We start from the raw sequence: 14,784 nt of genomic DNA, 5'->3' as shown, positions 1-14,784 counted from the left end.
CGGCGGCTGGTCAGCCGGCGGACGGCCGGCCGGAGACGGTGGTCAGGTCCCGGCCACCGCCTTTCGCATGCGTTCCAGCGCCGGGGGCTCGGCCGGGCCGAGGAGCTCCGCGCGCAGGTTCGTGCGTTCGGTCGCGGCCGGGTCGGCCTGCCCGCGCCCGGCCGCCAGCAGCCGGTCCAGGCCAGCGCCGTCGGCACCGAGCAGGTAGCCGCCGCGGCAGGAAGGGTACCGAACGCCGAACTCCTCCTCGGGGAGACCGGCCGGGTTGGTGACGGCGTACGGCCGCTCGCCGGCCAGGAAGTCGGTGATCACGCTGGACACGTCGCACACCAGGACGTCGGCCGCGGCGAAGCAGGCGTACAGGCTGAAGTCGGGTCCGGGGACCACCAGGTGGGCCGGCGGCCCAGGCCGGTCGGCGAGCTGGGCTCCGGCCCAGGCCGCCTGCGCGGTGACCTCCTCCACCCGCGAGGTGGTGGCCGGTGCCGTCACGACGTCCAGGTCGTCGCGCGCGACGGCCAGCCGCGCAGGGGACGCGGGCCGGCGCACCCGGCGGTCGCCCAGCAGCGCGACGATCTCCCGGTGCGCCCGGGCGACCGCGGGGTCGCGGGTACCGGCCAGCGGGTGCGGGCGGTACAGGATCCGGACGTCCCCCTCGGCCAGCAGGCGCTCCAGAAGCTCCCGGCCGCCGGCACCCAGCGAGGTCTGGTTCGGCTCGTCGCCATACCCCTCCCAGGTCGGTGCGTACAACACGGTCAGCCGGCCGGGCACCCGGTGGCTCGCGGCGCGCACCTCACCGCCGCCGGCCACCTCGTCGAGCTGGGGCCGGCCGATCTCCACCACGCGGGCGGGGTCGACGCCGATCCCGGCGACCGCGAACCGCTTCCGCGCGGCCGGGCCCGAGACCCACACCTCGTCGTACGCCTTGAGGAAGGGATTGGTGGTCACCGGCTTGTCGCTGTCGCCGTGCCCGACGAACACGTGCCGCACACCGCGGCGGCGGAGCAGGTGCAGGTTGCTCACCGCGTGCGAGACGTACATCGCCACCCGAAGGTGCGGCAGCGGAAGCTCCATCAACACCGTGCCGTGCTCCACGCACAGCACCGGCAGGGTGGTCGGGCCGAGGTGGCGGAAGGTCTCCCGGTCGCGCAGGATCAGCAGGACCGACACGTCCAGACGTTCGAGCGTCTCGACCCACATCTCCAGCTGGTAGAGCGTGTCCGGGGCGGAACCGAAGTGCACCGCGACCTCCGGTGCGGCCTTCGCCAGCGCCTTGTCCACCGCCGCGCGCAGTTTCGACCGGCTCAGCCGGCGCATCGCCATCGCGGCGTAGCCGAGCGCGGCAACGCCGGCCAGCACCACGGCGGCGGCCACCACCACACCTGCCACCAGCGGACCCGCCGAGCCGGCGAGGACGGCCAGCGCCGCGCCGGCCGACACGGTGACGTCCGGAAAGCCCAGCGTGGTGTCGGCATGCCGGCCCAGTACCGGCGGCAGCGCCCGGGGCACCCGGAGCCTCCCCAGGTCGAGCCCGCGGCTGAGCACCGGCATCTTCCGGGCCCGGTGCACCAGCTCGGCGAGCCCGGCCCCGGCCGCCCGCAGGACGGCCAGGGCGAGCAACCCGGCCAGCGCGGTCACGAACCAGCCCCGGGGTGCGTCGGTACGGACCAGGAACGCCAGCACGGCCACCGCGCGCAGCAGGCCGCGCCACTGGGCACCCAGGCCGATCCGGCCCAGTGCCCAGCCGACGAACGGCGCCCGCACCGTGGCTGCCACCTCCAGGGCGGCCACCGCCAGCGCGGTCACCAGCAGGCCGGCCGCGGTGGGCGCCAGCGCGGCCGCCAGCAGTCCGGCGTACGCGAGGACGAGACCACCGGCCAGGCCGAGCGCCAGGCGTCCGGTGTCCGGCGCGGGTGCCCGCTCGGTGACCTGAACCAGACGAGGGGTCATCCGCGGTGCCGGTCGTTCCCGTCGCCCGTGTGCGTGCTCTGCCCCCGGCTCTCCGTGCCCACGTCGTCGACGTCCACCGACTCCACGGTGTCCACCTCGTCGTCGGCGGCGTGTTCCTCCACGTGCTCCAGCGCGGTCGAGATGTCCCGGGCGTGGTCGTGGTCGCCGGGCGGTGTGGTGACCGGCGCCGGGGCGGGGTCGCGCCTTACGTCGACGACGTTGCCCGTCTGCTCCGACAACAGCACGTCGAGGGAGGCCAGGCCCACGTCGCGCGCCGGCAGCAGCGTGCCCGGCGGCTCCTCGCCGAACGCACGGGTGCGCATCGGCGTCTGGGTGCGTTCGGGATTGACGCAGTTGACCTGGATCCCGTCGGCGGCCCACTCGTCGGCCAGTGCCTGGGTGAGGTTGACCACGGCGGCCTTGGTCGAGGAGTAGAGGCTGTAGCCCGCCCGGCCCCGGGTGTAAGAGCTGGACGTGAACAGCAACAGGTGGCCGCCGGTCTCGGCGAGGTAGCGGTGCGCGGCCCGCGCGACGTAGACCGGGCCCAGCAGGTTGACCTGCAGGCTCTGGGCGATGAGGTCGTCGGGGGCCTCGGCCAGCGGCACGGTGTGCAGCACTCCGGCCGTCACCGCGACGTAGTCGATCCGGCCGGCCTCCGCGTACGCCTGCTCCAGCGCGGCACGGACGTGCTCGGGGTCCTCCACGTGGGTGCCCGTCGCGGACCGGCTGAAGCTGAAGACCCTGGCCCCGAACTCGCGGGCGGCGTCGCCGATCTCGGCGCCGATGCCGTAGCTGCCACCGAAGACGACCAGCGTCTTGCCCGCCAGGAGCTGGCCGGCCTGCTCCGTCGACACCGGGCTGGGCGGGGTGTGCGAACCGAGCCGGAAGAGCTGGTCGGCGAGGAACACGTCGATCGGGTAGGTCACCTTCATGTTGCGCTCGGAGCCCTCCACCACCGTGATGGGCACCTCGGGGAGGTAACGCAGGACCACCGCGCAGTCGTCGGTGGCGGCGAAGTTCGGGTCGTCCGCGGCGACCTCGTAGGCGCGGCGGATCGTGGACAGCCGGAACGCCTGCGGGGTCTGCCCGCGCCGCAGTCGCGCCCGGCTGGGAATGTCGGTGATGAGCCCGTCGTCGACGACCACGATGGTGTCCGCGGAGGGGATCGCCACGTCGACCGCCGAGAAGGTGTCCAGCGCCTGCACGCAGTCGGCGATGATGCGGTGGTCCAGCAGCGGGCGTACGGCGTCGTGGAACAACACCTTGGCCTCGCCCGGCCCGACCGCCTCCAGCGCCCGGCGGGTGGTGTCGTTGCGGGTCTCGCCGCCTTCGAGGACGCGGGTGACCTTGCGGAATCCGGCGTTCTGGATGATCTTCTCGGCGTCCTCGGTCCAGCCCGGCGCCATCAGGACGACGATCTCGTCGATGTCCGGCGAGGTCTCGAACACCTCCAGGGTGTGCTCGAGGAGCGGCTTGCCGGCCACCTTGAGTAGCTGCTTGGGGAGGCGAAGGCCCACCCGGGTGCCCTGGCCGCCGGCCAGCACCACTCCCACCGAGCGCAGTGGTTCACCTGTCGTCGGCGTCGCCGGCGCCGTCGGCGTGGTCTCGGGCCTCGTGTCGGCCACGGTCGGGTCACATCCCCTCTGGTCGTCACTTTTCGTACCCGTCGACGCACGCGGTGCGCCTTCGCGTCCGGATCTGCCGGAGCCGGGCGGGGTCTCCGCCCGCTTCCGGCGGCCCGGAACCGTCGATGGCGGCTCCCAGGTCCGGTAGGTACGGTTCCAGGGATGGTAGACGGCCGGTGCGCCAGGCGTCCGGTCGCCCGCCGTCCGCCTGTCGTCTGCTGCTCGTCGGCCGGACGGCCGACGCCGACTCGCTCGGCGCGGCCCGGCGCCCGGCCGAGCGCACTCGGCTACCCTCTCACTGCGCAGCGACAGGTGACGATCAACGCATTCGAGGCCCCGTGGGAGGGGCGGAGGACGGGGCTGATGGCGGAGGAACTCAAGGTCAGCGTGGTCGTTCCGGTCTACAATCCCGGGCGCTACATCGAGGACTGCATCGCGTCGCTGCTGCGCCAGAGCCTGCCGGCGGAAGAGTTCGAGGCGATCTTCGTCGACGACGGGTCGACCGACGAGACCCCGGACCGGCTGGACGCACTGGCCGCTGAGCACCCACACATGCGGGTGATCCACCAGGAAAACTCCGGCTGGCCGGGCAAGCCGCGCAACGTCGGCATCGACGCGGCCCGGGGCGAGTACGTCCAGTTCGTCGACAACGACGACTGGCTCGGCGACGAGGCCCTCGAGCGCCTGTACGCCTTCGCCCGGGAGAACGACTCCGACGTGGTGATCGGCAAGATGGCCGGCAAGGGGCGCGGGGTCCCCCGGGAACTGTTCCGGCGTACGTACCCCAAGGCGACCCTGTCGACGGCACCGCTGGTCGACAGCCTGACCCCGCACAAGATGTTCCGGAAGGCGTTCCTCGACAAGAACAACCTGCGCTTCCCCGAGGGCCGCCGGCGGCTGGAGGACCACGTGTTCGTCACCGCGGCGTTCTTCGCCGCCGAGACGATCTCGGTGCTCAGCGACTACGTCTGCTACTACCACGTACGCCGCGAGGACTCCTCCAACGCGGGCTTCCAGCGGCTGGACCCGCACGCCTACTTCGCCAACCTCAACGAGGCTCTGGACGTCGTCGAGGCCAACACCGAGCCCGGACGGTTGCGGGACAGCCTGTACCGCCGCTGGCTGCGGGTGGAGATGGTCGAGCGCCTGCGCGGCAACAAGCTCCTGGCGGCTCCGGCCGACTACCGCCGCGAACTCTTCGACGAGATCGCCGACACCTGTGAGCGCTTCGGGCCCGGCGTGGCCGCCGGACTGCCCCCCAGCCAGCGGGTGGTGGCGGCGCTGATCCGCGCGCGCCGGCTGGACGACCTGGTGCGGCTGGCCCAATGGGAGAGCGGCATCCGCAACCACGTGGAGCTGGAGGACCTCGCCTGGCACGACGGAGCGCTGCGGATGTCGCTGACCTCGCAGCTGCGGGCCGGCCGCGCGCCGGTGACCTTCCGGCACGCCGACGGGCGCGACATCCTCGACCCGCCCCTGTCCGCCGAGACCGCCCAACTGGTCTCCGCGGCCGAGCTCGACGCCACCGACCGACTGGCGCAGAGCAAGGTGGACGTCATCCTCCGATCCCGCGACAACGGCGCGGAGCACTACCTCCCGGTGACCTTCGCCGCGGACCGGCCGGCAGCCGGTGCGGGCGACTCGACGTTCGCGCTGGAGTTGCGCGCGGAGGCCACGCTGGACGCCGACACCGCGGCGGGCGGTGCACCGCTGGAGCGGGGCATCTGGGACGTCGTCGTCCGGATCGGCTCCTGCGGCTGGCGGAAGGACGCCCGGCTGGGCTCGGTCCGCACGGCCCGGGCCGGCGCACACCGTGTCTCCGCGGTGGCGGGCGCACCCCCGAGGGTGATCACGCCGTACTGGACCGACAAGGGCAACCTGTCCGTCGACGTCGCCCAGCGGACCACCAGCGTCGGCAACGATCTGCTCATTCCCGGCGCGTCCACACTGGGCCTCGCGGTGGACTTCGCCGACTCCGCTGCCTCTGCCGGGTCTGCCGGCACGGATCGGGCGGGTGCGCCCGAACTCCTGCTCGCGATGCCGCTGCGCACCGTCGTGGCGAACGACATCGACGTGGCCGCCGTCCAATTGCTGCACGAGGGCAGCGGCGTGGCCGTGCAGGTGCCCGGCCGCCTCACTCCGTACGTCCACGACGGGATGGGCTGCTCGCGGTTGTCGGCGCAGTTCTCCCGGGACGCCCTCAGTGCCGGCCGCTGGTCGGTGCGGGTCCGTCTCGTCGCCGCCGAACAGGGCACGTTCGTCCCGCTGCCGGTGACCGTGACGGTCCCGGCCGGTGCAGGCCTACCGGCGCTGAACGAGTTCAGCCGGCGGTCCGGAGCCAACGGCCAGGCTCCTTTCCGGGACTCCGAGGACGGCGCGGGATCGGCCCAGGGCCTGCGACCGGAGCTGCTCGCCTGGCTGCGCACAGGTGGACGGCTCGGCCGCCGGGCCGCTCGCCAGCTTGGCCGCCGGGCAGGCAGAGTGGTCGCCGCCCGGATCAGGCGCGTCCGTCCGGGCGGTCGGTGAAACCCAGTCACCATAGTCCGGCGACGATCAGACGCGCGGACGGCGACACGGAACGAGGAGTTGAACGTTGCAGCCACTGAGCATCGACGGCGCCTGGCTCGCCCAGCCGCCGGTCTTCCCCGACAGCCGAGGCCTGTTCTCGCCGTGGTTCTCCGGTGAGGAGTTCCGCAAGGCCACCGGGCACGACCTGGACCTTCGCCAGGCCAATCTCTCGGTGTCCGCACGGGGGGTGCTGCGCGGCGTCCACTTCGCCGACGTGCCGCCGAGCCAGGCGAAGTACGTCACCTGCGTGCGGGGCGCGCTGCTGGACGTGGTCGTGGACATCCGGGTCGGCTCACCGACCTACCGCCAGTGGGAGGCGGTACGCCTGGACGACCAGACCCGGCACGCGGTCTACCTCAGCGAGGGCCTCGGGCACGCGGTGATGGCGCTCACCGACGACGCGACCCTGCTGTACCTCTGCTCGGAAGGGTTCGCGCCCAGCCGCGAACACGGCGTCCACCCGCTCGACCCGGCGCTCGGGATCGACTGGCCGGCCGACCTCGAGCCGCTGCTGTCGGACAAGGACGCGGGTGCGCCGACGCTGGCAGAGGCCGAGCACCAGGGCCTGTTGCCGTCGTACGCGGACTGCCTGGCCTACCGCGAGCAGCTGCGCTCCCGGGCCGGGTAGCCGGGAAGTCTCCTCGTTGCGTGCGGGTCGCTGAGGGCCGTGGCCCTCGGCGACCCGCACGCTCCGTCCCGCACGTGGCCGCGCGGGATTCCTCCGCGGAAGACTCCGCGCGGTGACCAGCAGGCTCGGTCAGTCGTGCTCGTGGTGGCCGAACCCCTCCGGTGGCCGGTCGAGGAAGCCGGTGATCTCGGTGACGAGGCCCGCTTCGTCGAGCCGGAGCACGTCGGTTCCGGTGGCGAACGACGTGCCGCCGCCGACGACGATCTCCCACCGCAGGCGGGCCCGGCCGTGGTGGGCCTCCGGCTCCGCGCGGGCCCGGAACCGATAGTCCGGGAAGTGCTGCGCGAACTGGTTCCGGAACGCGACCAGCTCCTCCACACCCCGCATCAGGGCCACCGGCGTACGTGAACTCACCTCCTCGGCGAACGTCTGCGCGGCCAGCCGCTGCTGGTCCTCCGGTGCCGCCGCGTTCCAGAACTCGACGTACCGGTCGACCGCCGGTACGCCGGCGGCGGCCGGACGGGATCCTTCGGACGGCTCCTGGTCGGCACGGGTGGTGCCGGTGGTCCCCGTGGTGTCGGTGGTGTCGGTGGTGTCGGTCATCTGCAGGTTCCTCCGCAACGCCTTGACGTGGGCCGCCGCCCGGCGTTCGGGCGGCGACGGTCTCGCAACGCCCATACGGTCGCTCGACCGGCAGTAGCCCGGCAATAACCTCAGACGTCATTGCCGGGCCGGACGGAGGGACGTCATCGTGGCGAACATGACTGCCACAGCCGCGCCGGAGGAGACGATCGGGATGCTGGTGAAACGGTGGCGCGAACGACGCCGCCGTTCCCAGCTGGACCTGTCGCTGGCCGCGGAGATGTCGGCGCGGCACCTGAGCTACATCGAGACCGGGAGGTCGAACCCCAGCCCGGCGATGATCGAGCGGATCTGCGGCGAGCTGGACGTGCCGCTGCGCGAACGCAACCGCTTCCACCTCGCCGCGGGCTTCGCGCCGGTCTACCGCGAGCGGCCGCTCACCGACCTCGGGGCGGCCCGGGACGCGGTCCGCGCGGTGCTCGCCGGCATGGAACCCAACCCCGCGGTCGCCGTGAACGTGCACTGGGACCTGCTCGCCGCCAACGGCGCCATGGGTGCGTTCCTTCGCGACCTGCCCGGCGAGCTCGGGCAGGCGCCGGTCAACATACTGCGGGCGACCCTGCACCCGGACGGTCTGGCGGCGCAGATCGTGAACCTCGCCCAGTGGCGGTCGCATGTGCTGCGGCGGGTACGCCGGCAGCTCGAACGCACCGCCGCCGACGGGCTCGCACCACTTCTCACCGAGCTCGAGGGCTACGGGCCGCCGGCCGCCCAGTCCACACCAACCGCGGCACCCGCACCGTCCACACCGTCCACACCGTCCGCGCCCACGGACGCGACCACCGCCGACGACCTGGTTGTCCCGCTGCGGATGACCACCCCGTACGGCGATCTCGCGCTGCTCTACACCGCGACGGTGTTCGGGTCGCCCCGGGACGTCACCTTGGACGAGATCGCGATCGAGACGTTCTTCCCCGCCGACCGGGCGACAGCACGCGTGCTCCGCTCCCTGGCGGACACCCGCAACGCCACACCGGGCGGGACACCCGCCTGACCAGGAACGCGAGAAGCCCTCCCCCGCGCTCCGTGGCGCGAGTGAGGGCTTCTCCGCATGTCCGCTCCGGCCGGCCCAGGTGCCGGTCAGCCGCTCAGCTTGCCGTGCCGTACCGCTTCTTCAGGATCCGCCGCTTGTTCGTGCCTTCGGCGTTCTTGCCCTTCTCGATGATCACGAGGTTGTGGTAGAAGTGCACCGCGACGACGTTCAGATCGGTGTAGGTGGGCTCGTAGCCTTCGGTGACGAACTCCTCGTAGTTGAGGCCGTCGGCCAGGCCCTTGAGCAGCGCCATGCTCGTGTTGGGGGCGTTCAGGTCCTCGCTGCCCATCCACTCCGGCCAGTACGACGACTGGATGTCCTCCACGGCGTAGATGCCGCCGTCGACCAGGAGCGGGAACAACGTCTCGAACGATGTGCGCACGTGCGGGCTGCGGTGGCTGCCGTCGTCGATGATGACGTCCAGCTGACCGATCTTCTCCGCGATGGCGCGCAACGAGTCCGGGTCGGACTGGTCGCCGACGAACGTCGTGATGCGATCCTCGTCCACGAAGGACTTGTCCTGGATGTCCATGCCGTAGATCTCGGCCTTGGGGAAGAACTGCTTCCACATCCGCAGGGACGCACCGCCCTGACCGGCCCGGCTGTAGCCGCCGATGCCGATCTCCAGCAGGTTGAACCGCTCGTTCTTCAGGTGCTGGAGGTGGCGCTGGTAGTGCTGCGCGTAACGGTGCCCACCCCACTTGTCGGTCTTGTAGTGCCGGGCGAGCTTGCACAGGTCGTCGGAGATCGCCTCGACGCCACCGGGCTTGGCGATCGGCTTGGAGGCCTGGGGCGACCTGGCGGCCAGCCGGCGCTCCACCTTCCGCCGCGTACGTCGCAACGTCTGCCATCCGCGCTCGCCGACGACGGCGCGAACCCTCTGCTTCACGGCGGGCGGAACGCTCAACCCGCTCACGTGGCGGTCGGAAAGGATACCTGGACGCTGCACTGGACGCTCCTAGTCGTCGTCGGACGGACACACCATACGGGTTACTCACCGATACTCGCCGCCATCAGCGGCGTGGCGAGGGTAGTAGGTGATGCCCGGTGTCAGGTCATCACTGCGAACGCTTCCCTCAGCGCGTCCCGCCAGGGCCGGATCGGCCGCATTCCCAGCTCCGCCCAGCGATCGTGGCCGAGCACGCTGTAGGCAGGGCGCGGCGCGGGGCGCGGGAACTTGTCGGTGGTCGTCGGCCGGACCCGCTCCGGGTCCGCGCCGAGCAGCCGGAACACCTCGCGGGCGAGGTCGCACCAGGTGGCCTCCCCCGCGCTGGTGGCGTGGAACACCCCGTGAGCGTCCGGACGCGCGCCGAGTGCGACCAGCGCCTCCGCGACGTCTGCCGTCCAGGTCGGCTGGCCGCGCTGGTCGTCCACGACCTCGAGAGTGTCCCGCTCGCCCTCCAGCCGGATCATCGTCCGGACGAAGTTGGCGCCGTGCTCGCCGTACAGCCAGGCGGTGCGGACCACGGTCCCGCTCTCCGGCAGCGCGGCGAGCACGGCCTGCTCGCCGGCGAGCTTGGTGCGGCCGTACGCCGTGAGTGGCCCGGTCGGGTCGTCTTCGGCGTAGGGCCGGGTGCCGTCACCGGCGAACACGTAGTCGGTGGACACGTGCAGCAACCGGCCGCCGCGCTCGGCGCACGCCTGCGCCAGCACCCTGGGGCCCTCGCCGTTGATCGCGTGCGCGGCGTCCTCGTGCTCCTCGGCGTCGTCGACCGCGGTGTAGGCGGCGCAGTTGACCACGACGTCGGGGGCGTGGTCGGCCATCGCCTTGGCCACCGCGGCGGCGTCGGTGATGTCGAGGTCGGCGCGGGTCAGTCCGACGACAGCGCCGCCGTCGGCGTCAGCGGTCCCGACTGCGCGGAGCCGGGCCACGACGTCCCGCCCGAGCATCCCGCCCGCGCCGGTGACCAGCCACCTCACGCGAGCCCCGCCCGCTGCTTCAGCGGCTCCCACCAGGCGCGGTTGTCCCGGTACCACGCGACCGTCTCGGCCAGCCCGGACTCGAAGTCGTGCCGCGGCTCGTAGCCCAGCTCGGCGTTGATCTTGCGCCAGTCGACGGAGTAGCGGCGGTCGTGGCCCTTGCGGTCCTCGACGTAGGTGACGCTGTCCCAGGTCGCGCCGCACGCGGACAGCAACCGGTCGGTGAGCTCCTTGTTGGTGATCTCCGTACCGCCGCCGATGTTGTAGACCTCGCCGGCCCGGCCCTTCTCCAGGACCAGAGCGATGCCCTGGCAGTGGTCGTCGACGTGCAGCCAGTCACGGATGTTCAGCCCGTCGCCGTACAGCGGCACCTTCCCGCCGTCGAGCAGGTTGGTGATGAACAGCGGGATGACCTTCTCCGGGAACTGGTACGGCCCGTAGTTGTTGGAGCAGCGGGTGACGCGTACGTCCAGGCCGTGGGTGCGGTGGTAGGCCAGCGCGATCAGGTCGCTGGAGGCCTTCGAAGCGGAGTACGGCGAGTTGGGTGCGAGCGGGTCGGTCTCCGGCCAGGAGCCCTCGGGGATCGAGCCGTACACCTCGTCGGTCGACACGTGCACGAACGGCCCGATGTCGCGCCGGTGCGCGGCGTCCAGCAGCGTCTGGGTGCCCACGACGTTGGTGACCACGAAGTCGGCGGCACCGGTGATGGACCGGTCGACGTGCGACTCGGCGGCGAAGTGCACCACCGCGTCGTGGTCGGCCAGCAGGCTGTCGACCAGGCCGGCGTCGGTGATGTCGCCCTCGACGAACGCGAAGCCGGGCTGGTCGCGCACCGGGTCGAGGTTGGCCGGGTTTCCGGCGTACGTCAGCTTGTCGAGCACCGTGACCCGCGAGCCGGTCAGGCCGGGGTAGGCGCCTGCGAACAGGGAGCGGACGAAGTGGGAGCCGATGAATCCGGCGCCGCCGGTGACGAGAATGCGTGAGGTCGCGCCGGGTTGGGGCACGGTCAACTCCCTGATGCTCGCTCGGTCATGAACTCTCGGTCATGAGCTCGGTCATGAACTGATCTGGATCCGGCTGTGGTCGCCGAGGACCAGCCGGTGGGCCTTGGGTACGCGAGGCGCCGGGGTGACCTCCACGTGGTGGCCGACCAGCGACGCCTCGATCCGGCGTACGCCCGCGATCGAGGAGTCGTGCAACACGATCGAGAACTCGATCTCGGAGTCGATCACGCGGCAATCGTGCTGGACGGACGTGAACGGCCCGACGTAGGAGTCGACGATCTTCGTGCCCGCACCGATGATGACAGGTCCGACGATGCGGGACCGTGAAATCTCCGCACCTTCCTCGATCACGACCCGGCCGATGATCTCCGACACGTCGTCCACGGTGCCGTCGACACGAGGCTCGAGCGTCTCCAGCACCGAGCGGTTGACCTCGAGCATGTCGTCGACGTTCCCGGTGTCCTTCCAGTACCCCGAGATCACCGTCGAACGGACGTCGTGGTCGTTGTCGATCAGCCACTGGATGGCGTGGGTGATCTCCAGCTCGCCCCGCCAGGACGGTTCGATGCTGTCGACCGCCTCGTGGATGGCGCTGGTGAAGAGGTAGACGCCGACCAGGGCGAGGTCGCTCTTCGGGTGCTGCGGCTTCTCCTCCAGGGCCACCACCGCGCCGGAGGAGTCCAGCTCGGCGACCCCGAACGCGGTCGGGTTGGGCACCTTGGTGAGCAGGATCTGCGCCTCGGGCCGGTCGGCGCGGAACGCCTCCACCAGGGAGGTGATGCCGCCGACGATGAAGTTGTCCCCGAGGTACATCACGAAGTCCTCGTCACCGAGGAAGTCCCGGGCGATCAGCACCGCGTGCGCCAGCCCGAGCGGCGCCTCCTGCGGGATGTAGGTGACCGAGATCCCGAACTGCGCTCCGTCGCCCACCGCCTCCTTGATCTCCTGGGCGGTGTCCCCCACCACGATGCCGACCTCGGTGATGCCGGCCTCGGCGATCGCCTCCAGGCCGTAGAAGAGGACGGGCTTGTTGGCGACCGGCACCAACTGTTTGGCCGACGTGTGGGTGATCGGTCGAAGACGTGTGCCTGCTCCACCCGAGAGCACCAGTGCTCGCATGGGTCGACACCATAGCCGCCCGCACTGGACGCGCGCGGCCCGTGGCCCCGGCGACATGGGTACCAACGTGAGTATCGGGACGGATGCGAGAATTTCGGGGAGCCGGGCAACCTACGGTGAACGGTCCTGCGTCCGAAGGCACGGACCGCCAAAGGCGAAGGGGAGCCGAGTGCGGCGCGAAGAGGAGGATGCGTTCGATGCGTTCGTTCGTGGGCGTATGTCCGACTTGTTGCGGTTCGGCCACATGCTGACCGGCAACCCCGACGCGGCCGCGGACCTCGTTCAGGACGCACTGGAACGCACCCTGGCGGCCTGGCCGCGGGTGCGCAACCGCGACGACCCCGAGGGTTACGTACGCCGGACGATGGTCAACCGCAACGTCAGCGTCTGGCGCCGGCGTCGCCGTGAGTACCTCACCGACGACGTTCCCGAGAGCGGCCAGCACCACGACCCGCAGCTTCCCGACCAGGATCTCCAGGCCGCGCTGGACTCCCTGCCCCGCCGCCAGCGGGCCGTCATCGTGCTGAGGTTCGCCGAGGATCTGTCCGAACGCCAGACCGCCGACATGCTCGGCTGCTCCGTCGGCACGGTGAAGAGCCAGACCTCCAAGGCGCTGGCGAAGCTCCGGGTCCGGTTGCCCGAGGCCGCCGGCACGCTCGCCCCCGACAGCACGCCCATGCCGCGTCCGGCTCGGCCCATCCCCGAACCTTCGCTCGAATCCACCGTCGTCATGGAAACTCCGGCCGAACACCCCGCCGCCGTGGACCATCCGGCCGAGCGTCCCGCCGCCGGCGAGGGGGAGAACACACGATGGACCCGATAGAGGGCCGGTTGCGCGAGGCGCTACGCGACGACGCGTGGCGGTTGCCGGCCGATTCGGACCTGCTCGACCGGGTGCGGGTCAACGCCGCCGCGCGGCGCAGGCGCCACCGCACCACCGCGGTGACCGCCGTGGCGGTGTTCCTGCTCGTCGCCGGCGTGGGCGGAGTGGGATACATCTTCCGCCAGCCTGTCCTGACGACGGCAGCAGGCAAGAGCGAGTCCACCACCGCGGTCGAACGCGCGCGAAGCGGTGCCGCGACCCCGAGCCCGAAGGACGACGACGCCGCCGGCGCGCCGGCGTCCACCCCGCGCCCGAGTTCGACCCCGACCCCACCTCCCACCGCCGACTCCCGTACCCCCTCGCCGACTCCGCCGGGTAAGTCCGCGACGCCCGACGTCGCGACGGGGGCGGTGCCGGCGAAGTTCTCGCCGGTGTCCCTGACCGCGGCGAGCGACCAGAACTTCTGGGTCCTCGGGGAGTCCGCCGCCGGCTCCGATCGTGCCGCGGTCGTGGTCACCCGTGACGGCGGGGACCGCTTCACCGCCCTGCCGGAGTTCGCCGCACCGGTCGTCCGCGCCACCAACAAGGTCACCACCAAGACCGTCCACGACCTGCGGTTCGCCGCCGACGCCAAGGACGGCTGGGCCTACGGCGGTGCCCTGTGGAGCACCCACGACGGCGGCCGCGGCTGGCACCAGGTGCGCTCCGTGCCCGGCCTGGTGGAGCAGTTGGAGACCGCGAACGGCACGGCGTTCGCGCTGGTGCGCGACGGCTCCACCTGGACGCTGTGGCGCTCGCCGAGCGGCGAGGACACCTGGAGCCGGGTCGGCGTCGACCTGCACGCGCCCGCGAGCCTCGCGGTGACCCAGCAGGTGGTGGCGGTCACCGACCGGTCCGGCAACGACGCCTTCGTCCTCACCTCCGCCGACGGCGGCCGGACGTTCGACCAGCACCCGACGCCGTGCAAGGCAGACCTCGCGGCCGGCCGGCTGTCCGCGACCAGCGACTCGATGTGGCTGACCTGTCCCACGGGTACCGCCGCCGAGGTGCACGTGTCCCGCGACGACGGCGCCTCCTGGTCGCCGGTGTCCTCGGGCACTCCCGCGATCTCGGGCACCGCGGCCGCGCTCGGTGCCCGGAGCGGTCGGCAGGCGGTGGTGGCAGTTCCCGGGAAGGCGCTCGTGGTGAGCGAGTCCGACCAGCCGGCGCAGGCCAGAGTGGAGGGTCTCGGCACGCCGACGTACGCCGGGTTCACCAGCGACCGGGTGGGCTACATCCTCGACGTGGACGGCAGGTTGTTCCGTACCGCCGACGGCGGCGGCACCTGGGAGCCGGTCACGGTCAGATGACCTCTCTCGCCCGCCGGGCCGGACCGTGCGGCCGACGGGCAGGGACCTGGCCGGCCTGGACCTGACGCGGGACCCGAACCCGTGCCCGGCGGTCGGTGGGCGTCCCGATGTCGCCGGGATCTGCCC

General features: G+C 71.9%; 12 protein-coding genes. 5 read left to right on the top strand and 7 right to left on the bottom strand.

Features of this window, described 5'->3' with window-relative positions:
- Nucleotides 1-42: 42 nt before the first annotated feature.
- Together ABZV93_RS15305 and ispD are read right to left on the bottom strand one after the other, a co-directional pair.
- A complete protein-coding gene (locus ABZV93_RS15305) occupies nucleotides 43-1,947 on the bottom strand; it encodes a hypothetical protein (RefSeq protein ID WP_354935513.1) in 1,905 nt (634 codons plus the stop codon).
- Nucleotides 1,944-3,572 (bottom strand): 2-C-methyl-D-erythritol 4-phosphate cytidylyltransferase, encoded by a 1,629-nt coding sequence (gene ispD, locus ABZV93_RS15300; RefSeq protein ID WP_354935510.1) that lies wholly within the window; start codon nucleotides 3,570-3,572, stop codon nucleotides 1,944-1,946. Before ispD ends, ABZV93_RS15305 begins: the two co-directional genes overlap by 4 nt.
- A gap of 363 nt (nucleotides 3,573-3,935) precedes the next feature.
- Here ispD and ABZV93_RS15295 point away from each other — a divergent pair, with 363 nt between their 5' ends.
- Together ABZV93_RS15295 and rfbC are read left to right on the top strand one after the other, a co-directional pair.
- Entirely contained in the window at nucleotides 3,936-6,098 is a 2,163-nt protein-coding gene (locus tag ABZV93_RS15295) for a glycosyltransferase (RefSeq protein ID WP_354935507.1), read from the top strand.
- 67 nt (nucleotides 6,099-6,165) lie between these two features.
- Nucleotides 6,166-6,768, top strand: a complete 603-nt coding sequence (gene rfbC, locus ABZV93_RS15290) for a dTDP-4-dehydrorhamnose 3,5-epimerase (protein WP_354935504.1) — start codon at nucleotides 6,166-6,168, stop codon at nucleotides 6,766-6,768.
- A 129-nt stretch (nucleotides 6,769-6,897) separates the two neighbouring features.
- On the opposite strand, the gene ABZV93_RS15285 is transcribed toward rfbC, so the two are convergent.
- Nucleotides 6,898-7,371 carry a nuclear transport factor 2 family protein gene (locus tag ABZV93_RS15285; RefSeq protein ID WP_354935501.1) on the bottom strand — a complete coding sequence of 158 codons (474 nt, stop codon included), beginning with the start codon at nucleotides 7,369-7,371 and terminating at the stop codon, nucleotides 6,898-6,900.
- Nucleotides 7,372-7,528: 157 nt separating this feature from the next.
- Between ABZV93_RS15285 and ABZV93_RS15280 the strand changes: the two genes are divergently transcribed.
- Entirely contained in the window at nucleotides 7,529-8,404 is an 876-nt protein-coding gene (locus tag ABZV93_RS15280) for a helix-turn-helix transcriptional regulator (protein ID WP_354935498.1), read from the top strand.
- Nucleotides 8,405-8,498: 94 nt separating this feature from the next.
- Here ABZV93_RS15280 and ABZV93_RS15275 read toward each other — a convergent pair whose 3' ends face one another.
- From ABZV93_RS15275 to ABZV93_RS15260, 4 genes are all read right to left on the bottom strand, one after another.
- On the bottom strand, nucleotides 8,499-9,392 hold the full coding sequence (locus tag ABZV93_RS15275; protein WP_354935495.1) for a class I SAM-dependent methyltransferase: 894 nt from the start codon (nucleotides 9,390-9,392) through the stop codon (nucleotides 8,499-8,501).
- Nucleotides 9,393-9,493: 101 nt separating this feature from the next.
- On the bottom strand, nucleotides 9,494-10,363 hold the full coding sequence (rfbD, locus tag ABZV93_RS15270; protein WP_354935492.1) for a dTDP-4-dehydrorhamnose reductase: 870 nt from the start codon (nucleotides 10,361-10,363) through the stop codon (nucleotides 9,494-9,496).
- Nucleotides 10,360-11,367 (bottom strand): dTDP-glucose 4,6-dehydratase, encoded by a 1,008-nt coding sequence (gene rfbB, locus ABZV93_RS15265; RefSeq protein ID WP_354935489.1) that lies wholly within the window; start codon nucleotides 11,365-11,367, stop codon nucleotides 10,360-10,362. The genes rfbD and rfbB overlap by 4 nt, the downstream gene beginning before the upstream one ends.
- A gap of 51 nt (nucleotides 11,368-11,418) precedes the next feature.
- The gene (locus ABZV93_RS15260) at nucleotides 11,419-12,486 is read right to left on the bottom strand and encodes a glucose-1-phosphate thymidylyltransferase (protein ID WP_354935486.1); all 1,068 of its coding nucleotides are present in this window, start codon (nucleotides 12,484-12,486) and stop codon (nucleotides 11,419-11,421) included.
- Between the two features lie 169 nt (nucleotides 12,487-12,655).
- Between ABZV93_RS15260 and ABZV93_RS15255 the strand changes: the two genes are divergently transcribed.
- Together ABZV93_RS15255 and ABZV93_RS15250 are read left to right on the top strand one after the other, a co-directional pair.
- Nucleotides 12,656-13,309: a SigE family RNA polymerase sigma factor gene (locus ABZV93_RS15255; protein WP_354935483.1), complete on the top strand. Its 654-nt coding sequence runs from the start codon at nucleotides 12,656-12,658 to the stop codon at nucleotides 13,307-13,309.
- Entirely contained in the window at nucleotides 13,297-14,658 is a 1,362-nt protein-coding gene (locus ABZV93_RS15250; protein WP_354935480.1) for a hypothetical protein, read from the top strand. The genes ABZV93_RS15255 and ABZV93_RS15250 overlap by 13 nt, the downstream gene beginning before the upstream one ends.
- Nucleotides 14,659-14,784 lie beyond the last annotated feature (126 nt).

Origin of the sequence: Actinopolymorpha sp. NPDC004070 (assembly GCF_040610475.1) — a bacterium.
Taxonomy (GTDB): Bacteria; Actinomycetota; Actinomycetes; order Propionibacteriales; family Actinopolymorphaceae; genus Actinopolymorpha.
Note: the sequence above shows the minus strand (reverse complement) of the source record. Positions and strands in the feature narration are given on the sequence as shown.